Source organism: Rugamonas aquatica (assembly GCF_009380215.1).
Taxonomy (GTDB): Bacteria; Pseudomonadota; Gammaproteobacteria; order Burkholderiales; family Burkholderiaceae_D; genus Rugamonas; species Rugamonas aquatica_B.
The window spans coordinates 285,615-308,282 of record NZ_WHUG01000006.1; the positions used below are offsets into that span (position 1 = coordinate 285,615).

Below are 22,668 nucleotides of genomic sequence, written 5' to 3' on the forward strand. Positions count from 1 at the left end.
CGGACCTACCGCTATCAGCACAGCAGAACGCTGCTTGCCAACCTTGCCCTTCGTGGGCCGACAACGTGTGCGAGGCACACCCCATGGCCCCTGGGTAACTGGTCCCACCGCGATCAGGCTTCTACAAGGAGCGGATCGCGGCGCCATACGCGCATGCGGCGCGGGCGAGCAGTGAACATACCGCATACACGGGAGTGGTGTCCCGGGGCCTTTACAAACCGTCCTTGCTGCGGCAAGCACGGTGGCCAGAAACACTCATCTGACTCGATCGATTACACCAAGTTTGATTTTAGGAGCATGCGATGCGCGACTTGAACTATCAACTCAAGCAGCTGTGCGACCGCAATCGCGATGGCAGCTACGCCACGCAGTCCGATCGCGCGCGGATACTCTCGCACGTAGCCAACCAGTTGCACGATCTCGGATATCGCCATATGAATGCTGACAGTCTGCGTCCCAAGCATGTGGACGCGCTGGTGCAGCAGTGGAAGGCCGATGGCGTCAGCGCCGGCACGATGAAGAACCGAATGAGCGCGATGCGATGGTGGGCGCAGAAGATCGGCAAGGACAACATCATCGCGCGCGACAACGGCAGCTATGACATCGACAAGCGCACCTTTGTCACCAATATCTCCAAGGCCAAGGTGCTTGACGATGCGCGCCTGGCGAAGATCACGGATGCCTATACGGCGATGTCTCTACGGTTGCAATCCGCGTTTGGCTTGAGGCGCGAGGAGAGCATCAAGATCGTCCCAGTGTGGGCCGATGGCGGCGATCGACTGAAGCTAAAGGACACCTGGACCAAGGGCGGCAAATATCGCGAGATCGCCATTCGCACGCCGGAGCAACGCACCGTGCTCAATGAGGCTAAGCGGCTTGCTGCTGGCAGGAGTCTAATTCCAACAAACTTGCGATACCGGGATCAGCTTCAGCGGTTTCGAGCGCAGTGCGATAAGGCAGGAGTTCACGGTGTTCATGGACTGCGCCACGCCTACGCGCAGGAACGCTACCGCCAACTCACCGGCTGGCAATGTCCTGCGCGCGGAGACCCTCGGTCATCTCAGCTGAATCCGGAGCAGCGGCAGCGGGATCTCTCGGCTAGGTTGTTATTGTCCGAGGATTTAGGGCATGGCAGAGAGCAGATCACCGCCGTGTATTTGGGACGTTAGTCAATGCATTGCCAATCCGTATAGCGGTAGCGAGAACATTGACCGTATCACCAAATCCTAGAGGCGATGAGAATCTACGGTTAGCCCTGAAATTTACCCGGCTTAGAGCCCGAGCATATGAGAAGTGTGCGTACCAATAGATCCTGGCCTATTGGGCATTGCTAGATTTCAAGCTGGATTATGTTGCTTTGCTGCACGTCTTCTATTGATCATAGAAACAAAATGTAAGCTTTACTTGAACTTCCAATCGTGCGGGCGTATGTTCTAACTGAGATGTAAAAAAAGCACCTTTTGATGGTTGGTGGGCGCTACGGTATTGTTTATGCTGGGAAATATGATATCCTGAGGAGCTAGGCGCTTCAATGCGATGCAATGTTTCTGCAAAGGCAACTAATGATCCTGATAGGTGGTCAGCTTACCCAAAAAACAATCGATCTTGCCACTGCTAGAGGTAGCAAAATTGAGAATGCTCAAATTACTGAACTTGATATTAGTGAGGTAAATCAATTCGTTCATTATAAGAAGTATGAGACTGAGAGTACTCATCTTCGTACGCATGCTACGCCTCGATATAACTGTCATGGAATGACGTTCGCATCCCGTAGGACGGGAATTTACGGGACTCAAGACCTAAAGCAAATATTGACAGAGGATGACTATATTGAGATCAAGCTTGAGGATGTATTACCTGGCGATGTGATCATATATGTGTCCCCCGATGGGGATTATGAGCATTCTGGAATTGTAGTGTCAGCACCTCACGATGGCTTTCTCGGTATCCCGAGAGTAGTTAGCAAATGGGGGAAGTACGCTGAATTTTCTCACTGGGCCAATAACTGCCCTTATACTTTTGCAAATGTAAAATACTTTAGGATAAAGATAGATGGAAATTAACGTTCCCACTGAAATTGTTGAGGCATATGTTTTTGCTAATACTCCTGCCTATCTATATCGAAAACTTGTGGCGAGTACATATGTTTCGGCGTTAAATAAATTATCAAAAGATAATTTGTCGGAATTGGTGGTCCGATCAACGAATGGCACGGTAGAGGCAGTCGCTTTGGCTTATGCCGCATTGCTTTCTTTGCTTCGCTCTGGGGAAGCTAACCTTGCGAAAGAGTTAGTGGTTAAAGCTCAATTGAATTGGGCAAACGAAATTATTTTACTCCATCAACAGAAAAACACTTCTGTTAATAATGCTCATTACGTTTCGGCTACTGCCCCTCAGGCCACAGGAACTCCTCAAATGGGTATTGTAGGGAGCTATAGATCAGGTCACCCTAGTTCAAATTTTGTATCATATTCGCCTGCTAATTCATGATCAGTTCAATCTTTACAGTTGTCGCTAACCGAGCAATAGTGGATGCTAGGTCGCAAAATCTTTCATTGATAGATATTTTTGAGGGATTTAAGTCTATTAGTTTTCCTGTTGTAATTCCTAGTGTTGCTGTAGTCTTCTATCTGCAGCGTGCTGAGGGAGATGCAAATATACAGGAAGGTATTATTAAATACGAAATTGATAATTCAGTTGTCTTTAGTACTCCCGTACAGATTGATTTTCAAGAAAATTTGACAACTAGACTTATCTTTGAAGTCGAAGGTTTTCTAATTCCATCTATTGGACAACTAAAGATTAATTTATCTATTAATGATTCTGTCGTTGCGGAATACCAAGCGCCGGTCATGCAGTTAGAGATTCCTGCGCCTGCTTTGGCGGCAGCACCTACGCGCGACCCAAGCATCTAGTTCACGGAAGTCATGCGCTCCTATGAAGTCCAAGGCTGTCTTAGCTGAGCGGACGTGATTGGGGGCATTTTTTGGGGGGGATGTTAAGAAGTGAACCCAATATCTGTGGCTTAAGCTTATGATTAAAAACGATTTTCTTTTATGGGTTCGGTAGAAGCCGACACATCACAACATGGACATACAACGCCTCCGTTGCCAAGTTCCTCCTACAGCTGAACCCATCGTAGCCGCTTCCGGATATCGTCGTTCATGACGCCATCTAATTGAAACGATGTCTATGAGTCATACATTTGAAGTAGTCCCCAAGAATAGCATCTGCATCGCTCACTTGGTTGTTTTCACTATCTGCTCGCGAATTACGCGATGAGCATCGACGAGCGCTGCGCCATACAAATCTAGATAGTGGGTGGCTGTAGCATGCTTGTATTCGATATCAAGTAGCGCATCCCACCAGGGCATTCTCGAACCTCGTTTGCCCAAAACAGAGCCTGGGGCAACTTCGCCATTTAGTAGCTCATCAAACTCTCTTGGATTGAGCGTTTCTCCGACACAGTACATGTTCGAGTGGGGCTTCGAAAGCTCTCTGATTAAGTTGTAAAGGCTAAGTAATTGCGCGCTGCCAGTTCCACCAACGTGCGCGCTGACGTGGCAATAAGTATTCAAACGATGAAACTTCCAATCATTATATTTTAGGACAATTACGCATTCCCCCTGCTCTGAACCGCATCTAACAAAGATAACTTCTTCCGGTGTGCTCGAACGGATTAGTGGTAGCGCCTGATATGCCTCAGGAAAAAAAGGTTCTGAGTGGTAAAACGGTGAGCCTTTTCCGTGAACAATCCATTCTGCATTGATGCAGAAGAGGTCTCCGATTTTTTTAAGTAGCTCAATCGAGGGCTCATCCGCGCCGCTAAAATAGTCATCGAGCTCGGTAATCTTCTCGATTCCAAGCAGCTCGGCGATTTCTGAAACAGTCAAGCAATCAGAGTGGTTTCCGTTTAGCTTGGATACCAACATGCGCAATCTTTCGGAACGCTGTGAGTTGGCAGCTCGGACATTAACATTTACGAGGCCGTCCCCTTCAGTTCTAACATTATCAAAGTAGATAGGGAAGTGTAGTCGCGCGATGTCTATGTGCATGGCGAGGAGGGCAGTCAGGTCATCCCACGCCATAATCGAAATAGGATACTTTCCCTGAGCTGAGCGTTCCAAGGTCAATGCGAGGACTTGGCTTTGTAACGAAGCATCTCGCCGGGCCGTTGTTGCGAAAACTAAATGGCTTAATCGCGGTTGCATTTGGTCCGCTCTAGCGATGTCGCTAAGCACTTCAGAAAATGCCAATCGTTTGCTACGTACTTTGCATTGGACCGCATGAACTTCCAGACCGCTGTTGGGGCGCCCGACGATGTCAATGCCGCTTTGATTTTGGCCTTTCACACCGTACAACTGTGCTTGGCTGTCGTTCCAAGAACGCTTGAACAGCTCTAAGCAAAGATGTTCAAAATCAGTCGCCTCGTTGGGGGGAGGAATTGGGAGTCCGTGCGATGCCATCCAAGTGCTCCTAGCCGTTAAGCCAGGCAGATGGAACCAATGCTTTTCCTCGCCACTCTTCAACCAATTCAACGTTTGGCAGCTCGCCCCAAACTTCTTCGTCTGCATGGTCAAGAACGATAATCTGCAAAGCGTCTCCCTTTTTGCCAATTACTTTGTCGAACAAGCTGAACACTTTGCGCACCGCATCCAAATCTTCATCTTTGAATTTAGGATCGTCTTCGTCCGCATCATTTTTACCCTTAGCACGGCGCGTAGGAAAATACACTTGGCTCGGTTGGTCGAAAATAAGAATGCCAGGAACAGGGTGTTTTGGTCTATTGACGAAGAACCCTTGAAGCGCTAGGGTCATTGCGACGTGGTAGGCGAGCCAGTTCGCTCCGCTTCCAATCTCCCAAAGGTAATCATCTCGCGAGTCGCGCCTAACTTTCACCGTTAGGTCTTTTACGATAAGTTTTATTGGTGCATCGGGCCATTCCCCGTCAAGTTGAGGAATGAGTTTTGCCGCGTAATCTTCGACTTCCGTTAAGGCTAGTTCCAGCTTTCTTCGAATCTCTTGTTCTGCGACGATTGGTGTCAATTCCTTGATGCGATTCTTTAGACTTGCGATCTCTTCATTGAGATCTGACGATGGTTCCACGACTTCGTAGAGCCGGATAGACTCTTCCAATCGTCCCAAGAAGCGAGCGTTGCGCTCGCGTCGTAAACTAACTTGTTTAGCAATTTGAGAGCGACCTTCGATTGCCGAAATTTCTTTTCGAGTAGCTTGAAGGTCATTCAAAATAGTTTGCGTTCCCTCTCGTTGCCGCAGCATCTCTCTACCCAAGTCTTCTACTGCACGTGGATGGGATCGCAAGCGCATTTCAACAGCATCGAGTGCGATGCATAGTTTATTCAGCCGGCTGCGCCCCTCTTCGCTTGGTTCGAATACTACATTTCCTCCATCTTCCGCAAGACCTCGGATCCATTTAGATAGCGATAGACGATCGCGCTGTACGAGCAGAGAACGTGAGTATGCATCTGTGCTTTCTTCTAAACGCTGTAGCTCCTTCAATCGTTGTCTACTTGTATTGTATTTCGCGGTAGTGTCCGTTTCGATTTTTCGAAGCTCTGCCAGACGGGTAAGTGCTGCGTCCATAGAACCCATGGTTTCCTCACCGGCCGAGGGGTCGCCTAGCACGACTTTCTTCAACAGCTCTATGGTTGGCGGCCATTCTTTCGGCAGCGCGGTATTAGGAGCTAGCAAGCCGAATTCAATCGCTTGACGAATCCAACCGTCCCCCTCCTTTTGCCAACGGGCACCGCTGGCCTTTCTAGTTAGCAATTCGCCGTCTTTTCGCTTAAGGCTCCGTTGCAAATGTTCAAGCTCGTGGCGGGCCTGAAGAAGCTCCGGCGTGATAGCGCCTAGAACGTAAGGAAAGATAGTCTTCAATTTTTCCCTATGCTCAGTCGTATCAGCCTTGAAGAACATCACGTCTGGGTTTGCTACAATATTTTGCGGCTGGAAAGTAAATGCCATGAGATCTCGAAAACTCGGGCGAGTCTTAAAGCTATCATTTGTGCCCGGTTCGAATTCAAGGTTCGATAAGCCCGCAAGTCGGTTGAGCACTAACTTTACGTTTTCGACGTTGCTATTCTTCCCAGTAATTTCGTTTGGGATCACTGCGTTCGCGTCTTCCAGAAAGTACATATCGGACGTGCTTTGTTGTCGGCCAGGCTCGCGCCGCGCCAGCAACTTCTCCCCTTCAACTGTATCGATCAGGATGCCAAACCATGCACACGTTTCCCGAATTACTCCCACGGGGATTGCACATTTCTCCGCGCCCAGACAGTAGTCGATGATCGGTATCACAGCAGATTTTCCAGTCTTGGAACGCCCGCTGATGACGTTCACCTTTCCCGGTGCAAAAGGAACAACGCGAGGAGATTGCCCATTTCGTGGCCAGAGAATTACTTTTTTTATTTGAAAGTACATTTAGAATTCCACACAAAGAGTTCTTGCAATATGTTCGTCTGTTAGGCTTCCAAACCAATGCCCAACACGCTCGCATGCTGGATTAACCCAGCTGAGTCCTATGGGAAGCTCCTGCGGTGCTTTGTCCGCGCCTAGCTGGCGAGATCTTATCGATGCGAGTTCAACATTAAGGGTAAGCAGGCCTGCTTGCTCCCCCAATGCGATGGACTCTAATGTCAACTCGCGTAGTTGCCGAACCCGATTGTGAATCGTCAGTATTTCTTCCCTCTGTTCACCTAATTTTCCGGCGAACAGTGCAAAACCGGAAGCTTTATGTGTGCTAAGGATTACCTTTCGAGTTGCCTCATGGAGCACCAATGGGAGAACTAGAAAAGCTAACGGGATTCTGGGTTCATTGTTCTCTCGTGCTTCGAAGGCGAGCCCAAATCTCCAAAGTGCATAGGCTCCCAATGTTGGGTTTTGGACTGTGGAAATCTCGTTAGGGTATTGAGCTCGAACATTCATTCCTCGTCCTCTTTTTCCAATAACTCGGGATATTTAGGATGCCAGCCCAAGCGTCTCGTATTGGCTAACGCATTGAAACTCCCATGTGTAAAATGTCCCGGCACCTGTTTGCCCTCTACTGGTAAACTTAGCTGCGCGCACTGTCCATACACCATTGCCCCGCGCGATACATCGTCTTTTTCGGAAAATTGACTGTTGATAACCATGCCAATGGCGCTGTGCTTACGGAGCAGGTCATCATCCAGTTCGTCGAAACTATCGGGGTAAACAAGCCCTTGGTCGGCCCATATAACTTTATCTGATGACGTACGTAGGAAATCGCTAACCGCAAGTAGTCTTTGAGATTTCTGCACATTTATCAGATCTAGTTGCGCAACGAAATCAGGACGACTCGATAACAGTGATTCGACCTCTCCTTTTGCAGGCGGCGGCGAAATCGAGTTTAAATATGAAGGCATATTATTTTTTCGCACAAAGGCGTGAAACTCCTTGAGAAAGTCGGAACGTGACACGATAGCCGGTTTTTTCTGTCGTATGAGGGCATCGGCGCGCTCCTTGGCAAGTCCGATCCCCACTGCACACAAGATATCAACGGATTCTTCATCAGTTGTTGGACTGAGTAACTTCCGGATAGCATCAATTGGATCCAGGTCTGCTGAGATTACTTGAATTCGCTCTACGAATGCCTGTCTCCGAGCATCGTCAAAATTGAGAAATTTCGTAATGTAGACCAAGCACGCATCTGCCGGAGGTTTCAGAGCAACTTGGGCGGAAATTTTAGAAACAAGCTGGTGAACGTCTGATGCCGTATTCGCTTGCGAAATTGCTGAACTAAGATCTCCCTGATAAATAGGGGTAACATATATCTGGAAAGTAGTCTGACTAAGAGTCACCCGACCGGCTTCAATGTCGTCAATCCAATTTCCTATGGTTTTCCATAGATCAACCGACCAATCTGATAAAGGATTATGTGCTAGCGCACTTTTTGTTTGCTCCAATAGGATATCTCCATTGGCATAATGCACGGCGACATCGTCAAGGTGCTCTAAAGACACTCTGGCACCCTTTGGGGCGGACAGCAAGTGCCAAAACATACGAATAGGCTGAAGTGCGTATCCGAGATACTGCCCGGGCGCGTTGTGTTTCGACTTAACTACCTTAGGCTTTTTCACTTCCGTTCCTTCAAAGAATGCGGTGCCGCAGGCCGATGATGTATTCCGGTTGAAGCCATGTGCACTTCGCCACGACAGCAGTCGGTTGCCTGTTAGCCAGGCAAGTAATAGACGGTGTCAATAGTTGCTGATAGTTGCTAGGTAAAGTTGCTTAGAAGAGTATAATCGATTGCACCGCTTGTTGACCATTGGAAATTCACTGTGATGAATAGACAGCCATGGCTAGTGCAGTTGAGAACCGACCTCATCGTGAAGCCACTTCAGAGTGACCCTCGTACGGCGGGAGGAAACCTACTTGGTAGGCAGATGGGTTGGATCTTTAATCATGCCATCGATGGCGGACAGGCAGACTTTGATGAGCCAATCGAAGATCTGACTCCTCGCGATAGGGCGCGGCTCTATGCCTATGCCAACCAGAAAACCCATGTTGACGAATTGATCCATGCTTTTGGAAAGCTTCTGGCGGATGTCGGTGCGGTGCAAAATGCAACAGTGATCGACATCGGTTGTGGTCCGTTTACTGGTGGTCTCGCCTTGGCAAACCAAGTAGGTGTTCACTTTCCGTACCGATATTTCGGGATCGACAGAGCACATTCTATGCTTGCGTTTGGGCGTGAACTCGCTGACGAATTGTTCGTGCGAGGAGTGATGCATCCTGAAACAGTGGTCAGCTTTCATACCCACTTAGATAACGTTGATTTCGGTCTTCGACGCGCTGCTGAAGCCACCATTTTTGTCCTATCTTTCCTACTTGCCAGTAGCACCATAAATGTTGAGGACTTAGTCGCGGAGATGGTGCGTGCCTGCGACCGAGCAGCACTGGGGCGGGTAATCGTGCTTTATACAAATGCTGCTGGCCCTACCGCGCGACGCAATTTCGCCCCATTTAAAGCTGCAATGGAGAAAACTGGCTTCGCAATGCATATTGAGGCAATTGAACAATTTGAGGATACAGAGAAGCCAAGACCTATCCACTACGCACTTTTCGTGCGCCAACCAATTACTTTATCGATTGCTGAATTCTAACGATGCAGCTCCCCATTTTTGATGACTTGGTCGAAGAGCAACTCAAGGTCTATGAATATACGCCTGCGCAGTCAATGCTTGTGGTTGGGCCGCCTGGTTCTGGAAAAACTTCGATGGCGATATGGCGCGCGCGTGTCATGGTCTCCCCTGATTTAAATTTAAACGTTGCGCTGATAACTAAAAACAGACTCCTATCTGCTGTTGCAGGCCAATTAGCTCGCGAGAATAATAATGCTGGAATTGAAACCGCTACTATGCACAGTTTCGTTGCCAGAGATTACAGTCGCCGCATTGGGGGAATGATTCCATCAGTTGCACGATTTAAGTATGACTGGGAGCAGATTTTTTCTGATTATGAAAAAGCGGAGATTGAACCAATCTTAGATAATTTGATAATTGACGAGGGGCAGAATCTTCCAATTCAATTCTTTCATTGGGCGAAAAGGTATGGCGCTAAACACCTTTCGGTATTCGCAGATGAGCATCAAACAACAGAAAACGACGGCATTTCAATTCGCGAGTTGCAACATGTTGGATTTCGCAAGGTTTTTCCCCTTTTAGTTAATCATCGAAATACCAAAAATATCGCGACGTTGGTCGGATGTTTCCACTCGGACAGGAAAATCCCACAAGCAAGTCCTAAGCGCGGGCTCGGAGCGCCTCCGTCGCTTTTAGAAGTCGACACATGGGAGGAGTTCGCAGACTTGGTTGCGGCCCGGTTTAAGAACCGAAGAGAGGCAATTGGCGTGATCGTCCATTTTGTGAGCGAGGTCAATGCCATGCAAACCCTTCTGAAGGCAAGGCTACCTGAAACGCGTGTGGATGCGTACACTAACAAAACTCGGAAAGGTGAAGAGTTGGCTATAGAGATGCGGGTGCCTGGGGTAACGATTATTTCCGGAGAGTCCGCAATTGGCCTAGAATTTGACGCTCTCTACTTGCAAGATCTTAGCCGATCGCTTCCAATTGTAGATCCACTGCAACAGCGCAGGTTGTACATGCTATGCGCTCGCGCCAGGGAGATGCTATTCCTGGTAAATGGTCCAACTAAATTGAGCAAAGTGCAATTAGAATCCTTACCCTCACCACCAATTCTTGAACGATGAACGTGTCCCACCCAAATCAACTTGATCTGCTTAGCGCACAAATGCAATCCGGCGTACAGTCCCCGGCGAAAGTGCGACTTGTAGTAGCACTAGATCATCGGAGGTGGATGCGCTTCTTGTCGGAAGAGTGGCTTATGCCGGATGAGGCTGGGTGGATCTATGGAGGCATCGACGGCACGAGCTGGGAGCCTTCTGACCCAGATCTCACAACAGTAACGGTATGGTTCGATCTGGAAAAGTTGCCGGCACTCGAGGTGATGCTTTGGGGCGCTGACACGTGGCATGCACGAAAGCTCGACGAAGTACAAGATTCCGGTATCGCAGTCTTGTGGCCGGGGCCGTTGCCGTTATTTGCGGTGAATAAATTCACAGTGGAATCGGCGCAAACGCGAGCGCATCTTTTGAGCATGGTACGCAACTTTGCGGATATGGAACTGCCGGCGCAGCCAGTTGAGATTGGCGAAACGAAGAGGGGTACTGCACCTCCGGAAATTACATATCCACAGCAGGCAGTCGCGGCACCTGGGGACTGGAATAAGCTTCGTGGTGCAGCTTCCATGGCAATGGTCACTGTCCCGACCATTGGTCCTTGGTTGCAAATTCTTTGCGATTCTCTGTCCAGAGCAACAGCCAGTCCAGAGGTTCTGGCGGCGCAGGCTCCTTGGTTAGGCTTGCCGCTGTGGAGCCGCGAAGAGTCCACGTCCGATTTGTCTTCCCCTCTGTGGTGCGCTATGTGCGGGGAGTTTTCACGCCCTGAAATGCTAAACAACTGGGTACCTGAGGTAATTCTCGACGAAGTTTGCGCGCGCGCGCGCGCGCTGGGCGAATCAGATGATCTACTAGATCGACTCGTCGATTCGACAATGCTCTTGCTTCGCGATCGGGGAACTATTGAGGATTTGGGCATCTCCGACAATCTCGTGGCGTTGACGTTCCAACTCTTACTACTTCGGCCGTCGCCGGCGCGCTTCGTTAGTTGGAAAGAGGACTGGCGAGCGATTCCTCCGGGAGCGTGGTGGACCGGAGCTATCGTGGCAGGTTACCTGAGCGGGTATCGTGGCTTGCCCTTAGAACTCAGGGGATCCGAACTCTCCCGAAGGGAAGTCTCTTTGCGTACCTGGAAGTTGAAGTGCGCATCATCATTCTCGCCGTGGGAATCCATGTGCGATAGTGAGATGAGGTGGCACGCCACGTCAGATTCGGTACTGATCTACGCCGGTACCAATGTATTGGCCGAGCCAAGGATTAGTGCCCGTGGTCAGTGGTACGACGCTGATTTCAATGCTGATGATGTACTTTCTCAAGCGGCTGGGCTTGCCCGTGATTACTGCCCACTAAACGTCAGACAGACACTTACTCTGAATGCAGGCGATTTCAAATTACGCACGTCCGGCAAAATCAAATTTGACAGCAAAAACTCTACTCTTACCGTTTCAAAGCAACTGGAGATTCCTATCGGCGACGGAGCGTTTATTTCGGAAAAGCTCGACATTGATGGATTCCGCTCTTGGCTAACCACTGCATCTATGCCATTCCGCTTGCCGCGTCCACCTGCGCGGGTACCGACGCGAGGTCAGCCTAGCCCGGCACCTAGTGGTGCAAATGTTGGCAAAGTGCCTTCTACCAAGATTAAATCGGCGTCGATTTCTAAGAAGACTGAAAATTCTTCAACGCCTCCGCTCGGCCTGAGCATCGTAGAAAACTTTATCACGGACGAATCAGAGCGTTATTTGCTGGACGCTATAGATGACCTTCCTTGGAATACCACTATGGCCAGGAGAGTCCAGCATCATGGTTGGCGTTACGATTACAAAGCAAAAAAAGTTGATCCCGCGTCGTACCTCGGCCCTCTCCCGGATTGGGCGAGTGAATTGGCAGAACGCTTGTTAATGGCCGGATATGTTCCAGAAATGCCTGACCAAGTCATCGTGAACGAGTACGTTGGCATGCAGGGGATATCGAAGCACATCGACTGCCCTTCATGTTTCAGAGGTCCAGTGGTGACGATCAGCTTGGGGGAAACCTGGGAGATGGTATTTAGCCGCGAGGAGCAGTCGGGGCAGCAGGAAAAATATCGCGTGATGCTTCCTCGGCGAAGCGCGGTAGTTCTAGATGGGGAGTCTCGCAGTCTTTGGAGTCACGAAATCGCTAAGAAGAAAACTGACGATGGACGTCAACGGAATCGCAGAGTATCTATAACGTTTCGAAAAGTAGCGAGTCAGCGATAAAATATTTGGGAACGAATAGTGCGCGAAGTTCCATTAATAGATCCGTGGCCAGCGACAAAAGAGTCGAACTTGCCCGGCGTTTTTACGGTGGATGCATAGAAGGAATTTTGTGGAATCCTACTCTTTCCAATTTGCATTTTGTCGGTGCTTTTGTCGGTACTTTTTAATGCACTCATGTAATACGCATTGAACCTAAAGGCCGTATGCGAAATTCGATTCCGGCAAGCGCACCAGAACACAGCAGTAAAATGCTTCAAGAAGTCTAAAAACCCGCTCTCCGCATAGGAGCGGGTTTTTTTTGTTATCTCTATGTATTCCAGTGGGATCAACGTCACGCTATTAGGACTTGGGTCTCTCCTGGCGTGCTTCGATCATTCTTTCTCACCACGATATCGACATCGTAGCCGAGTCGGTTCAGGTACTCGATCATCTTGGCCTGACTGATGCCACGGAACTTGCCTCGTAGTAGATCTGAGAGTTTAGGCTGCGATATGCCGAGCAGGTCGGCCGCGCGTTGCTGCGTCAAGCGCCGGCTCTTGAGGATCAGCGCGATCTTCTGTGCTAACTCCGCCTTGACAAGCATTTCGCCTGCATCCGAGCGGCCAAGGTCGGCGTAGGGATTGCTACTGCCTGCTTCGACAGCAATTTTGTCGATGATTTCGGTCGTACTCATATTGAGAGATCATTTTTCGTTGCTCTCACGGCCTTCAGGCAGTGTACACCGCACGATAGGTGTCGCCATGATGGAGCTCCAACACTTCCAGAACGCCAGCACCCAAGCCCTTCAGCGGCTTTGCCTGGCTGTGCTTGTAGCTGGACTGTGGAAGATGTGAAGCATAACCACAAATGTCTTGGACTTCGTCCGGCATTGCAGTCATGTCTTTCTTCGCGGCTCCCCACCCAGAGCAAAGGCAATGTCGCTGGCATGATTGATTATAACTATATAAATAATTTCGAGTGGCTGAAGATTTCTGCTTATGCTATCGGAGGCCCGGCATCGCCGAAGCACAAAGTTCGCTATCTACTAGTTCTAAATCAAGGATTGATTCCTTGTTCGGACATAGCCTTTGAACCTTACTGTCGAAGTCAACCGTATCAAGACAAGGAGGTTCTTCTATGGCTGCCGTTCAATCCATACTCAAGCCCAATAAGGCACTCCCCATTCAAAGTAACAAGGAGTTAAGCGGGGCTCATTGGGCAAAGCGTTTCGCAGGGAGTAATTCAACCCGCGATCTCAGTGGTACCTTCCGCCATGCTGTAGACGACTTTATCTACGCGATGACTGAGGCAGGCATTGACGTTGTCGTTGACGCGACGTATCGCCCAACCAAGCGCTTGTATCTGATGCACTGGTCTTGGCGAATCGTGAATGACGGAACGGACCTTGCCAAAATCCCTGCAATGGCAGGCGTCGATATCGAATGGGAACATCCAACCAAAGCCGAGTCCATCAAAGCCGCAGCAGATTTGGTGGCTGCGCTTTCCATTAAAAGACTGCGGACCAGACCTGCCTTGAAATCCCAGCACAACCTGGGCCTTGCCATCGATATGGCCATTTCATGGCAGGGTACTGTTGTGGTGAAAGATGCGAAAGGCAGGCTGGTCAAGATCGACACCACACCACGCACGGGCATGAACCGGCAGCTGATTGCGATTGGCGCTAGTTACTGCGTTAAGAAATACTACGGTGGAAGCAAGGACGTTCCGCACTGGTCCAACAATGGACATTAGCATCTGAGAGGAGTACGTGATGGTATCGAGACTTGTTTTGCTGATCGTCTGTTTGCTGGCGCCTAACCTGGCCAGCGCGAGGACATCCGTTCCCAAGGACATCCAGAGTTTCATAGTCAACGCTGACGCATGCGATCACGCAGCGGGTGAATTTGACGGGAGCTTGAGCGAACAACGCCAGCGGGAGATCGAGGAAGACGTCGTTAAATATTGTCAGCCTGCGCAGAAGCAGCTAAAGCTCTTGAAAGCCAAATACAAGGGCGATGCCAAGCTGACTGAGATCATTCGAAAACATGCTTATGACTCAGTGACCAGCTTTAGATAACGGCTCATCTCCACTCGCTTAAGTGAGCCGCTCAGCGGGGACGGGCAGCAGCGCCGGCCCCGCTCTTTACATCAGAAAATAGGCGCCAGGTTAAAGTCGCCGCTGGTCTGGAAGGTTTCCACCTTCGAGAGCCCATTGCCGAATTCATGATGGAAGCCCGTCAGGTAGTTCTCCATGAACTGGTTGGTGAAGCTGCGGTTGAACACGATCTGGCCATAGTTGGGGTCGAACATCGTGACATTCTTGTCCGATGCAACCAGGGCCACCAAATGGCTGGAGCCGTTGCTCAGAACCAGATGCAGCGCCAGCGACGTATTGATGGTGCCGATTGCATCGGTCACTGCCTTGGACGTGTTCTTGGATTCGAACTTCAGCGCGGTGGTCTTCAGCCAGTTCACCTTTTGCGACGTGATGCCGACGCCTTTTTGCGCAAACACTTCCTTCCACCCCGTTTCATAGAAGGCGTTCTGGGCATTGATGGCCGCCAGCTTGTCTTTAAAGCTCGGAGGGAAGGTTGTTTTCCCCTGGTTGAGAGACTTCAGCCAATACAGGCAATAGCCGGCACAGGCGCCCGCCCTGGTTTTTGGCGTGACGCCAATCAGGCCATCCGCCGATTGGTCCCAGGGGATGAAGCTGGACACATAGCTCTTGCCGAATTCCTTGGAGATTTCCTGAAAAAGATTCATGACATTTTCCTTTGCGATTTGAGTGAGTGCCAATAGCGGCACGACTTCATTGTCACAGGCAGGAAATTGTTATTGATGACCAAATCTGACAGCCAATAAACCTGAGCCCGAGCGACTGCTAACGCGCTTCTTATTTACTTCAGAAGCGCGTTATCCCGGATTGATTAACCAATCAACCATGGTGGCGCGCCAGGCAGCCCGTGGGGCTCGTCGGTCAGCAGGATGGTGCTTCCCTCGTCTCCCTCAACCATATGTGGGCGCCCGTCGTGGCCGAAATACGCCACGGTCAATTTCTTTCCATGACCGTAAGCCGGGTCGCCACCCAGCGAGTCGTTGTTGATGGCGATGGTGCGGTTCGAATCCTGCACCATGAGCTGAACGTGCGCGGTGACATCGTTGTACTGATTGGGCAAGCCGTAACGTGCCGATTGTATTTTGATGCTCATAATTATTACCTTTCTATCGTCGCGAATTGGAAAGTCCGGTACCGCCGCGACATTGCAGGAACCAGACGTAGTGCAGGGGCCAACATCACATATCTCGTTCGCATTACGGCGGAGGCCAGACACGGCTTTGAGTCAGATTCTCTATGGCCTCTTGTAGCGCGGAAGGACTCACGCTGAAGTCCCCCGCAAACGGATGGTCCACGGCGACGATGAAGAAGAATGCCAAACCCAAGGTGCAGGCCCAGCAGCCTATGAGGCAGATATAAAAAGGTCTCGGCGGCAGCACGTACAGCAATACAAACGACATGGCGCTGACTATGAGAATGACAGTCCACAATGTCAGGGGCATGCAGACAACCAGTCCCTGCAGGCGCTGCTGGCGGAACTTGACCATTTCATTCATCCTGGCCAAAACTTCAGACAGCAGGACGGTTTGCCGTGGCGTCGTGGGACTAAGGAGGCTGACCGATTCAAAAACCTTGTTGAAGCAGATCTCCGTGCCCGGATCCGCACGCTGGTGTTGCTGCATGCTTGGCCATTCGGCTTCAACGACGCGCACCAGGTAAGTTCGTAAATCGAGGTCGGCCGCGTCGGCGTCCCGGCTGCCAAAGACCGATAGATCCCGCGCCAGCTCGCTAGCGCTGATGGCTTCGGAGGAGACCGTGCGATCAGCGTCGTTGTAGTTTCCCCATACGCTGATCGCCGCAAAGGCAACCAGCAGGGAGTTAATGGTGGTGACGATGGAGACCATCATCAGCGCCAGGGCGCGCTGTTCCGCGTCGACCTCTAGCCAGTGAAAATACTTGACGATGGCATAGCCGAAGAAGACGCTGAATACAGTCGCGCCAACAATAATGAGCGCCATGTAAATACCGGGTATATGGTATAAAAAGTTCAGCATGATTTACTCCCGGAGGTGGCTGGCGTGGATGACTGGGCCGCCGCGGTGTAAATCGGCGGCAGCATCGACAAGGTCAATTCGGCCAGCCGCTGGCGTAGCAATTCAGGACCGGATTCGGTGTGGCAGGTCTGCTGCAGTGCGAGCAGTTGGGCGGCCAGTTCATTCTTCGCATTGGCGCGGTCCGCAAGCATCTGGGCCTTGTACGTGTCCAGTGAGGACCGGTACTGCGCCGACGGATCGCCACGGACCAAGGCGTCGAGTGTTTCGATCAGGCGATGCAGGATGTGATAGACCGCCGTCGAGGAAAAGCCGCCCAGGATGGCAAGCGCGGGCTTCCCGAAATTGCCGAGGGAATTCCCCTCGAATAATTGGGCCGGCAACATCTCGGACAGGATCAGGCCGGCGATCACGCCCAGGATCAGGCGGGCGTAGTAGGAGGCGTCATATTTCGGATCGTAGCTGGAGTTCGCGATATAGCGGTGGGCCTGGAACAGCGCCGCAAATGACGCTCCCAGGCCGGCGCAAAATAATAGGAACAACAGGTTCAACAGCAGGATATCGCCGGCTGACTCCAGCAGGCCGAGCGTAATGTTTTTGCTCGACACCTCGCTGGATAATCCGGTCAACATCACGGCCATCAAAAAGACCATGGCGGTGACGGTCAGCATGCGTATCAGCGGCACCGGGCCCAGCCAGGCAAAGCGCTGACCCGCAAGCCGCTGCGGGTCCAGCAGCATGATGCCTTGTGGCGTGGCCGGCGCCACGGCGGTAGTCAGCTTGCCGTGGATTTCGGCCAGCGCGAAGATCGCGGCCAGATCCGTCGTCTCATCCTGATCCGGGGATGTTGTGGTTGCTGCGAGCAAGGTCGCCAGCCTCGCAACGAGCTCCGGCGCTATCGCCAATCCCTGGTGCAAAATGTGGCTGGCCATCGCCTGGCATTCCAGCTGGATCTGGCAGATCAAGTCTTGGGTATGCAGCCGGCCCGGCGCGTCTTCGCTGAGCTGGAAAGTGTCAGTGTTCATATGATCGACCTTCAGTTAAATGATTAAAAAGGGATGGCGGCCTGCCTAGCGATCGATAACCAGTACGTCGTTGAAAGAAAATCCGCGCACTCGCACCGTGTGCAAAGGCAGCACTTGCTGTGCCTCGTGTTCGACTTTCTTGCGCAAGCGGGTGACCAGCGTGTCAAGCCGATTCTGGTCATAGTTGAGATAGTTCTCGCCGAATTCCTGGACGATGCGTTTGCGCGAAACAGGCTCGCCAACTTCATGCAGCGCGAACAGCTTGATGAAGGTAAATTCCAGGCTGGTGAGGGCGACGTTGACGCCGTTCGGCGCCTGCAATGACTGGCTGCGCATGCTCAGGCACCACCCGGTCTCTACTGGCCGCTCCAGGTCCGCCAGCAATCGTTGAAGTTTTTGCAGCTCCGCCGGCTCTTGCACCGCGCCATCGTCGTCCAGCAAATACTGGGAACAACTCGCCGCGCTACTGACTTCCGTGACGTGGTATCCGGCGTTGCTGAACAACTTTGTGAGCTCGTGATCAACCAGGTTGACTCTAAATAGTACTAAATTAATCATATGGTTCCAGACCCTAGATTGTCGATTTGTTACAATCTTAGGATCATGGATCGTTTGCAATCTGACAGTATCTGACAATCAACACTATCATTTTGACATCTACTAAAAATCACTATTTAGTGCCGCGCGGCATACTTCGCTGACCGTCAAACGTCAGCCAATATTTCCTGCAGGCGCTGCCACAAAACGATGCGTGCCTGCAGGCCGTGATCGCCGCCATTGATGATTTTGGTGATGCGGCCAAAGTCGGTGACAGCATCGCCGTCCGGTCGGGGATCGGCCAGCTCATTCAAGCCATGCGACTTCCAGAACCAGGCGGCCGACCGGGAGGCTGCCGCCGGCTGCAGCAGCAAATCGGGCGTGGCGAGCAAGTCCTGCCGGATGGCGAGGCCGCAGCGGGTATAGTTTTCGCGCCCGGTCAGCTGGATCAGGCCGCGGCCACGGTAGCGATAGCCGTCGCCGCTGCGCTCGTCGCCATTGCCCATGCGGCTGGCATAGACCAGGTTGGCCAGGCGTTCGGGATTGTTGGCAAACGGCTGCGCCGCTTCGATGGTCTCAAAGCGCTTCGGCCAGACCTTGCACAGGCGGATGGCCGTATAGTTCAGGTTCTCGGCGAGCTGGTTGAACGATGCCGATTCATGGATGACTTGCGCCAGGAAGGCGGCCACGCGCGCGTCGGTATTGATCTCCCATTCATCCATCGCCTGGCGCACAGGCTCGATCCACAACGCGGCCAGATCTTGACGGTTTTTCTGTTCCAGCATCGCGGCTAATTGGTCTTTGGTAAGGTGTGACATGCTTGCTCCTGAAGTGGCGAAGAAAATGCCATGCCGGCGCTAGCTCCGGCATGGCCGTGGGGACTTACGCTTTGTCCTGGATCGCGGTTTGCAGAATGTCGATCACGCGCGACAGGCCTTCGGGCATGCCGGAGTCTTCAGCCAGCACTTGCACGTGGTACTTGGCCGAATTGTCCGAGGAGCGCGTGTTTTCCTTATGCGAAGCCACCGAGCCTTCCATGTGGACAGTGGCGCTGACGGGGCCCCAGCCGACCTTCATGTCCGCGCTGAACGAGGCGGAGGAGCTCGAACCTTCCTTGGCGACGAAGGAGGACTTCACTTCCATGTCGAAGGTGATGTCGACCTTGGTGATCGCCAGGCTCGGCACCTTCACGATCGCCAGCAGCGGCACGTCCAGCGTGACGTCTTCGTCGACCTGCTTGCTCGGATCGGCCGGATCCTGCTTTTTGCGCTTGAACTGGAACGTGGCGGTGCGCGTCACGGTCGGCGCATCGTTGGGGTTGGCCGGCGCCTCGAAGCCGATATATTTGATGAAGTCGGCAGTGGCGTTGGCCAGGCGCACCTGGGCGTCGCATGCGGCGGTCAGCGGGGCTCCGATCAGGTCGGCCATCGGCAGACCGCGGAATTGTGAGGCGATATTGACAAGTTCAGTCATCATGTACTCCTTCAGTTAAGTGACCCCTGAGGGTCGGGAAATTGCCGCGCTTGCACCATGCAGGCGTGGCGGGGCATCGCTGCGTGGCAGCGAATTCTGTTTGATGCGGAATGAGGAAAACCGGGTGGGGACTTGGCATCCCCGGAATACAGCTTAAGAGCCGTAGCGCGCTACTTCGTGGCGTTTCCTGTCACTCGCCGCAGCCAGCGCAGCAGGCCCGCAAGCCAATGGCTGCTGCGCCGCTTCGCCAGCGGTTCCAGGCGCAGCTCCGCCAGTTGCGCCTGCTGTTGCGGGTTGAGTTTCAAGCGCAGTGCGGCGCCGGATCGTGTTGCGACTGGCGTCTGCCCGGCGGCGGGTTGGAAGCGCAGCGTGCAGACGCCATCGGCAACGGCGAGATGGACTTCCAGCACCATGTGCGCCCGGCCCAGGCGTTGCCACCACGCCGGCGGGCGCGTGCTCAACATGGCTGACCTGGCAACGGCCTTGCGCCTGACATGGAAGGCGAGCATCAACTCGGCCGATTCCAGCTTCAGCCGCTGTCGTGAGTAAAACTGCTGCCAGGGCGTGGGGCCGTCGCCGTTGTCGCTCCAGTCCGGCCCGCCTGCCATCGCGTCGCCTGGCAGGGGGATGTCGGCTAGCAGGCGATTGGCGCGGGCAAACGAGGCTTGCAGGGCGGCGCACAGCGCGTCCAGTGAAATGTCGGTCGGGGTCACGATGGCGCTCAGTCGAAGAACATGGGCTTGCGGTTGAAACCGATGTTGTAGACCGCGTACTGCAGCACCACCTGGTGTTCGCCGATGGTGTAGAGGCCGAAATTCTTCTCGATGCCGACGATGTGACCGCGCGGCGTGCCTTGCAGACAGCGGTTGACCAGAGCCATGGCTTCCTCCACTTCAGCCTCGGTCCGCATATTTTTCGGATTGTCGTTGCCCACCACGACGCGCTTGATGAAGCGGACTTCGCTGAGGTTGAATCGTTCGGTGCTCACGGCTGGCTCCTCGCGCGGCGCATCACAAGGCCGCCACGGGCGTGTAGCCCTGGCCCTTGACGACATCGTTGATCAGTCGTGCCAGTCCTTCCGATTTCTCGGCGGCTACCAGTTTGAGTTTGATGTGCGCGGCATTGCCGCTCTTCCTGGCCAGCCCGCCCGTTTCGGGATTGACCATCAGGCTGGGCCTGCTGGCTTGCTGGTCGAAGCCTTCCGGTTGCAGCGCGTCAGGATGGCCGGTGGCAGGCTCTGGTTCGGACAGCGCGCCAAGTTCGACGTCCATCTCGATCTCGGCCTCGCCGATGATCAGCGCGCTGTGCGGCACCAGCGAAATCAGCGGCAGCCGGTACAGATAAAATTCATTGTCGGCGGCGCTGCTGTGGATGGACGGCAGTTCCAGGTCGATGACCATGGGACGGCGTTCGCGATCGAAGAAGGAACTGATGTTCGCCACCTGCGCCTTCTCCACCAAATTCTGCGCATCCATTATCGAGCCCGCAATCGCCCGTACCACGTTTTCGAGATTCGCCATCATAGCCATGTAGCCCTCCGAGGTTAGTTTGAGGACTCAGCTTACGCGGCGTTTTTTTATGCCACCTGACCGTTTCTGACGAAGTACATGGTAAGAGGAACGAGGCCATCACCACGGCCCCGTATGCCTGCTTTCTATTTGCAGCTTCCCTGGGTGGTGATGTCGATTTTCACCCCGCGGCGCAGGCTCTCGCTAAGGGTGGTGGTCAGTGCGCGATGATAGTCCTGCAGCCACTTCTGGCCCACGCTGGACGGACCATGAACGGACGCATACAGCGCCGGCTTCTTGCTGGACTCGGCTGCCCGGCGTATGGTCCAGGTATCGCTGCCTTCGCGCGCGAAGACGACCCCGTCCTGGCTCAGCGGCGCAAGGCGAAGCGCCACGATATCGTTGGGCGCCAATTTTTCAATCAGCTCCCTGCCGTTCGCATCCTCGACAGGCGTCGGCTTGATGTACTCTTCGATTAGCCCGCCTTGTTTGGGATAAAACTTGCACGCATCATCACTGGCGATGGCCAGGTCAGCCGTCAGCGTCACCACCAGGCCCAGCAGGATTTTTTGTTTCAGTAGATTTTTCATCATGAGATCGCTCCGCATTAATGTGAAAGGAAAAAGCAAGGGATGCCCAGCAAACGGGCCCAACGACTATAAGGCTCCGCTCGGCTCCTGACCGGGTGGCGGTCACAAACCGTCAGGAAAAGTCATCTCCAGTTCTCGGCGGCTGACCGGGTTCTTGCGCAGCACCGCTCCCTTGAGTCAGGGCGGGCCGTCGCTGATGGCAAAGACGGGGGAATGATCGGCGCATTGCAGTTGATCGCTCTAAAATCCGGCGTATTGCCGGGGAGGGAAGGTTGGGAAGGGATTTTTATGAATTATATAAACGATATAAATCATATTAAATTAAGCAGGCGTAATTTGTGTATCAACTGGACCACGTTATGCACCTGCAGCTTGCGCATGACGTTTTCCCTGTGCTTGTCGACGGTCTTGGCCGACAGGTTCAGCTGGGTCGCGACATCGGCGCTGGCGTAGCCCTGGTAAATCAATTGCACCGTCTGTAGCTCGCGCGCCGTCAACTGTTCGTTGCAGGTGGCGATCTGCTGCTGCACCGCGTCGCTGAGCACGGTCCTGCCATCCATCACTTGCGCGATGCAATGCAATAACTCGGGGCCGGAGCAATCCTTGAGCAGCACCGCATCCGCCCGCGCATCCCGCAGTTGCTTGAGGACGATGCCCGACTGGGTGCCGGTCAGCGCGATCACTTTCAACTCCGGATAGCGCTGCTTGCAATACCCCAGCACCGCCGACGACTCGCCGCCCGGCATGTGGTAGTCGAGTATCAGCAAATCGATCGCCTGTTGTTGCAGCGCCGGCTGCACCTGCTCCAGGCTGGCGACCTCGGCCACAACCCGCATCCCTTCCTGGCTTTGCAGCAGCAACTTCAGCCCTTGCCGGAATAGGGTGTGATCGTCGGCCAGCAGGATGTTCATAAAGATGATTATCAGAAACGGTGATAGAATAATGATAACATCTTCGGGGGGCGCATTGTTT

At 52.7% G+C, this 22,668-nt stretch carries 27 protein-coding genes; 9 read left to right on the forward strand and 18 right to left on the reverse strand.

What is annotated here, in order from left to right:
* Window positions 1–302 precede the first annotated feature (302 nt).
* The 4 genes from GEV02_RS17505 (at window position 303) to GEV02_RS17520 (ending at window position 2,915) form a co-directional block, all read left to right on the forward strand.
* Entirely contained in the window at window positions 303–1,169 is an 867-nt protein-coding gene (locus GEV02_RS17505) for a phage integrase N-terminal domain-containing protein (RefSeq protein WP_152839183.1), read from the forward strand.
* Window positions 1,170–1,562: 393 nt separating this feature from the next.
* A complete protein-coding gene (locus GEV02_RS17510) occupies window positions 1,563–2,063 on the forward strand; it encodes a hypothetical protein (protein WP_152839184.1) in 501 nt (166 codons plus the stop codon).
* Window positions 2,053–2,490 (forward strand): hypothetical protein, encoded by a 438-nt coding sequence (locus GEV02_RS17515; protein ID WP_152839185.1) that lies wholly within the window; start codon window positions 2,053–2,055, stop codon window positions 2,488–2,490. The genes GEV02_RS17510 and GEV02_RS17515 overlap by 11 nt, the downstream gene beginning before the upstream one ends.
* Window positions 2,487–2,915, forward strand: a complete 429-nt coding sequence (locus GEV02_RS17520) for a DUF6941 family protein (RefSeq protein WP_152839186.1) — start codon at window positions 2,487–2,489, stop codon at window positions 2,913–2,915. Before GEV02_RS17515 ends, GEV02_RS17520 begins: the two co-directional genes overlap by 4 nt.
* Before the next feature lie 324 nt (window positions 2,916–3,239).
* Here GEV02_RS17520 and GEV02_RS17525 read toward each other — a convergent pair whose 3' ends face one another.
* From GEV02_RS17525 to GEV02_RS17535, 4 genes are read right to left on the reverse strand one after another with little or no spacing between them, the layout of a single operon-like run.
* Window positions 3,240–4,466 (reverse strand): restriction endonuclease, encoded by a 1,227-nt coding sequence (locus GEV02_RS17525; RefSeq protein ID WP_174999148.1) that lies wholly within the window; start codon window positions 4,464–4,466, stop codon window positions 3,240–3,242.
* 10 nt (window positions 4,467–4,476) lie between these two features.
* Complete coding sequence (locus GEV02_RS17530) at window positions 4,477–6,441, reverse strand: DUF3732 domain-containing protein (protein ID WP_152839188.1); 1,965 nt, start codon at window positions 6,439–6,441, stop codon at window positions 4,477–4,479.
* Complete coding sequence (locus GEV02_RS33815; RefSeq protein WP_408014854.1) at window positions 6,442–6,945, reverse strand: three component ABC system middle component; 504 nt, start codon at window positions 6,943–6,945, stop codon at window positions 6,442–6,444. It abuts the gene before it with no gap.
* Window positions 6,942–8,117, reverse strand: coding sequence for an ABC-three component system protein (locus GEV02_RS17535; protein ID WP_152839189.1), 1,176 nt, complete (start codon window positions 8,115–8,117; stop codon window positions 6,942–6,944). The genes GEV02_RS33815 and GEV02_RS17535 overlap by 4 nt, the downstream gene beginning before the upstream one ends.
* 306 nt (window positions 8,118–8,423) lie before the next feature.
* Between GEV02_RS17535 and GEV02_RS17540 the strand changes: the two genes are divergently transcribed.
* The 3 genes from GEV02_RS17540 to GEV02_RS17550 all read left to right on the forward strand — a co-directional run bounded on the left by GEV02_RS17540 (window position 8,424) and on the right by GEV02_RS17550 (window position 12,477).
* On the forward strand, window positions 8,424–9,143 hold the full coding sequence (locus GEV02_RS17540; protein WP_152839190.1) for a class I SAM-dependent methyltransferase: 720 nt from the start codon (window positions 8,424–8,426) through the stop codon (window positions 9,141–9,143).
* A gap of 2 nt (window positions 9,144–9,145) precedes the next feature.
* Window positions 9,146–10,249: an AAA family ATPase gene (locus GEV02_RS17545; protein WP_152839191.1), complete on the forward strand. Its 1,104-nt coding sequence runs from the start codon at window positions 9,146–9,148 to the stop codon at window positions 10,247–10,249.
* Between the two features lie 107 nt (window positions 10,250–10,356).
* Entirely contained in the window at window positions 10,357–12,477 is a 2,121-nt protein-coding gene (locus tag GEV02_RS17550; RefSeq protein WP_174999150.1) for an alpha-ketoglutarate-dependent dioxygenase AlkB, read from the forward strand.
* A 331-nt stretch (window positions 12,478–12,808) separates the two neighbouring features.
* Here GEV02_RS17550 and GEV02_RS17555 read toward each other — a convergent pair whose 3' ends face one another.
* On the reverse strand, window positions 12,809–13,150 hold the full coding sequence (locus tag GEV02_RS17555) for a helix-turn-helix domain-containing protein (protein WP_152839193.1): 342 nt from the start codon (window positions 13,148–13,150) through the stop codon (window positions 12,809–12,811).
* Window positions 13,151–13,184: 34 nt separating this feature from the next.
* Window positions 13,185–13,355 carry a hypothetical protein gene (locus tag GEV02_RS32935; RefSeq protein ID WP_174999151.1) on the reverse strand — a complete coding sequence of 57 codons (171 nt, stop codon included), beginning with the start codon at window positions 13,353–13,355 and terminating at the stop codon, window positions 13,185–13,187.
* 238 nt (window positions 13,356–13,593) lie between these two features.
* Here GEV02_RS32935 and GEV02_RS17560 point away from each other — a divergent pair, with 238 nt between their 5' ends.
* Window positions 13,594–14,208 carry a peptidoglycan-binding domain-containing protein gene (locus GEV02_RS17560; RefSeq protein ID WP_152839194.1) on the forward strand — a complete coding sequence of 205 codons (615 nt, stop codon included), beginning with the start codon at window positions 13,594–13,596 and terminating at the stop codon, window positions 14,206–14,208.
* 19 nt (window positions 14,209–14,227) lie between these two features.
* On the forward strand, window positions 14,228–14,533 hold the full coding sequence (locus GEV02_RS17565; RefSeq protein ID WP_152839195.1) for a hypothetical protein: 306 nt from the start codon (window positions 14,228–14,230) through the stop codon (window positions 14,531–14,533).
* A 71-nt stretch (window positions 14,534–14,604) separates the two neighbouring features.
* On the opposite strand, the gene GEV02_RS17570 is transcribed toward GEV02_RS17565, so the two are convergent.
* The 12 genes from GEV02_RS17570 to GEV02_RS32940 all read right to left on the reverse strand — a co-directional run bounded on the left by GEV02_RS17570 (window position 14,605) and on the right by GEV02_RS32940 (window position 22,607).
* A complete protein-coding gene (locus tag GEV02_RS17570) occupies window positions 14,605–15,219 on the reverse strand; it encodes a YopT-type cysteine protease domain-containing protein (RefSeq protein WP_152839196.1) in 615 nt (204 codons plus the stop codon).
* Between the two features lie 164 nt (window positions 15,220–15,383).
* Window positions 15,384–15,665, reverse strand: coding sequence for a hypothetical protein (locus tag GEV02_RS17575; RefSeq protein WP_152839197.1), 282 nt, complete (start codon window positions 15,663–15,665; stop codon window positions 15,384–15,386).
* 103 nt (window positions 15,666–15,768) lie between these two features.
* On the reverse strand, window positions 15,769–16,566 hold the full coding sequence (locus GEV02_RS17580; protein ID WP_235922814.1) for a bestrophin-like domain: 798 nt from the start codon (window positions 16,564–16,566) through the stop codon (window positions 15,769–15,771).
* Complete coding sequence (locus GEV02_RS17585) at window positions 16,560–17,588, reverse strand: hypothetical protein (RefSeq protein WP_152839198.1); 1,029 nt, start codon at window positions 17,586–17,588, stop codon at window positions 16,560–16,562. The genes GEV02_RS17580 and GEV02_RS17585 overlap by 7 nt, the downstream gene beginning before the upstream one ends.
* A 45-nt stretch (window positions 17,589–17,633) precedes the next feature.
* The gene (locus tag GEV02_RS17590) at window positions 17,634–18,092 is read right to left on the reverse strand and encodes a helix-turn-helix domain-containing protein (RefSeq protein WP_174999152.1); all 459 of its coding nucleotides are present in this window, start codon (window positions 18,090–18,092) and stop codon (window positions 17,634–17,636) included.
* A 200-nt stretch (window positions 18,093–18,292) separates the two neighbouring features.
* Window positions 18,293–18,943 (reverse strand): glycoside hydrolase family 19 protein, encoded by a 651-nt coding sequence (locus GEV02_RS17595; protein ID WP_152839200.1) that lies wholly within the window; start codon window positions 18,941–18,943, stop codon window positions 18,293–18,295.
* A gap of 64 nt (window positions 18,944–19,007) precedes the next feature.
* Complete coding sequence (locus GEV02_RS17600) at window positions 19,008–19,601, reverse strand: DUF2589 domain-containing protein (protein WP_152839201.1); 594 nt, start codon at window positions 19,599–19,601, stop codon at window positions 19,008–19,010.
* A 167-nt stretch (window positions 19,602–19,768) separates the two neighbouring features.
* A complete protein-coding gene (locus tag GEV02_RS17605) occupies window positions 19,769–20,311 on the reverse strand; it encodes a hypothetical protein (RefSeq protein WP_152839202.1) in 543 nt (180 codons plus the stop codon).
* Window positions 20,312–20,319: 8 nt separating this feature from the next.
* Window positions 20,320–20,586, reverse strand: coding sequence for a hypothetical protein (locus GEV02_RS17610; protein ID WP_235922815.1), 267 nt, complete (start codon window positions 20,584–20,586; stop codon window positions 20,320–20,322).
* Between the two features lie 22 nt (window positions 20,587–20,608).
* Complete coding sequence (locus tag GEV02_RS17615) at window positions 20,609–21,127, reverse strand: DUF2589 domain-containing protein (protein ID WP_152839203.1); 519 nt, start codon at window positions 21,125–21,127, stop codon at window positions 20,609–20,611.
* 125 nt (window positions 21,128–21,252) lie between these two features.
* Complete coding sequence (locus GEV02_RS17620) at window positions 21,253–21,699, reverse strand: hypothetical protein (protein WP_152839204.1); 447 nt, start codon at window positions 21,697–21,699, stop codon at window positions 21,253–21,255.
* 308 nt (window positions 21,700–22,007) lie between these two features.
* Entirely contained in the window at window positions 22,008–22,607 is a 600-nt protein-coding gene (locus GEV02_RS32940; RefSeq protein ID WP_174999153.1) for a response regulator, read from the reverse strand.
* Window positions 22,608–22,668 lie beyond the last annotated feature (61 nt).

Bases quoted from the DNA above. Each gene is read 5' to 3' on its own strand.
- GEV02_RS32940 (WP_174999153.1), bottom strand. From the start codon at position 22,607: ATGAACATCCTGCTGGCCGACGATCACACCCTATTCCGGCAAGGGCTG.
- GEV02_RS17510 (WP_152839184.1), top strand. From the start codon at position 1,563: ATGATCCTGATAGGTGGTCAGCTTACCCAAAAAACAATCGATCTTGCC.
- GEV02_RS17585 (WP_152839198.1), bottom strand. From the start codon at position 17,588: ATGAACACTGACACTTTCCAGCTCAGCGAAGACGCGCCGGGCCGGCTG.
- GEV02_RS17520 (WP_152839186.1), top strand. From the start codon at position 2,487: ATGATCAGTTCAATCTTTACAGTTGTCGCTAACCGAGCAATAGTGGAT.
- GEV02_RS17565 (WP_152839195.1), top strand. From the start codon at position 14,228: ATGGTATCGAGACTTGTTTTGCTGATCGTCTGTTTGCTGGCGCCTAAC.
- GEV02_RS17595 (WP_152839200.1), bottom strand. From the start codon at position 18,943: ATGTCACACCTTACCAAAGACCAATTAGCCGCGATGCTGGAACAGAAA.
- GEV02_RS17600 (WP_152839201.1), bottom strand. From the start codon at position 19,601: ATGATGACTGAACTTGTCAATATCGCCTCACAATTCCGCGGTCTGCCG.
- GEV02_RS17560 (WP_152839194.1), top strand. From the start codon at position 13,594: ATGGCTGCCGTTCAATCCATACTCAAGCCCAATAAGGCACTCCCCATT.
- GEV02_RS17580 (WP_235922814.1), bottom strand. From the start codon at position 16,566: ATGCTGAACTTTTTATACCATATACCCGGTATTTACATGGCGCTCATT.
- GEV02_RS17620 (WP_152839204.1), bottom strand. From the start codon at position 21,699: ATGATGAAAAATCTACTGAAACAAAAAATCCTGCTGGGCCTGGTGGTG.
- GEV02_RS17515 (WP_152839185.1), top strand. From the start codon at position 2,053: ATGGAAATTAACGTTCCCACTGAAATTGTTGAGGCATATGTTTTTGCT.
- GEV02_RS17505 (WP_152839183.1), top strand. From the start codon at position 303: ATGCGCGACTTGAACTATCAACTCAAGCAGCTGTGCGACCGCAATCGC.
- GEV02_RS17525 (WP_174999148.1), bottom strand. From the start codon at position 4,466: ATGGCATCGCACGGACTCCCAATTCCTCCCCCCAACGAGGCGACTGAT.
- GEV02_RS17575 (WP_152839197.1), bottom strand. From the start codon at position 15,665: ATGAGCATCAAAATACAATCGGCACGTTACGGCTTGCCCAATCAGTAC.
- GEV02_RS32935 (WP_174999151.1), bottom strand. From the start codon at position 13,355: ATGACTGCAATGCCGGACGAAGTCCAAGACATTTGTGGTTATGCTTCA.
- GEV02_RS17615 (WP_152839203.1), bottom strand. From the start codon at position 21,127: ATGGCTATGATGGCGAATCTCGAAAACGTGGTACGGGCGATTGCGGGC.
- GEV02_RS17545 (WP_152839191.1), top strand. From the start codon at position 9,146: ATGCAGCTCCCCATTTTTGATGACTTGGTCGAAGAGCAACTCAAGGTC.
- GEV02_RS17570 (WP_152839196.1), bottom strand. From the start codon at position 15,219: ATGAATCTTTTTCAGGAAATCTCCAAGGAATTCGGCAAGAGCTATGTG.
- GEV02_RS17540 (WP_152839190.1), top strand. From the start codon at position 8,424: ATGGGTTGGATCTTTAATCATGCCATCGATGGCGGACAGGCAGACTTT.
- GEV02_RS33815 (WP_408014854.1), bottom strand. From the start codon at position 6,945: ATGAATGTTCGAGCTCAATACCCTAACGAGATTTCCACAGTCCAAAAC.
- GEV02_RS17550 (WP_174999150.1), top strand. From the start codon at position 10,357: ATGCGCTTCTTGTCGGAAGAGTGGCTTATGCCGGATGAGGCTGGGTGG.
- GEV02_RS17530 (WP_152839188.1), bottom strand. From the start codon at position 6,441: ATGTACTTTCAAATAAAAAAAGTAATTCTCTGGCCACGAAATGGGCAA.
- GEV02_RS17555 (WP_152839193.1), bottom strand. From the start codon at position 13,150: ATGAGTACGACCGAAATCATCGACAAAATTGCTGTCGAAGCAGGCAGT.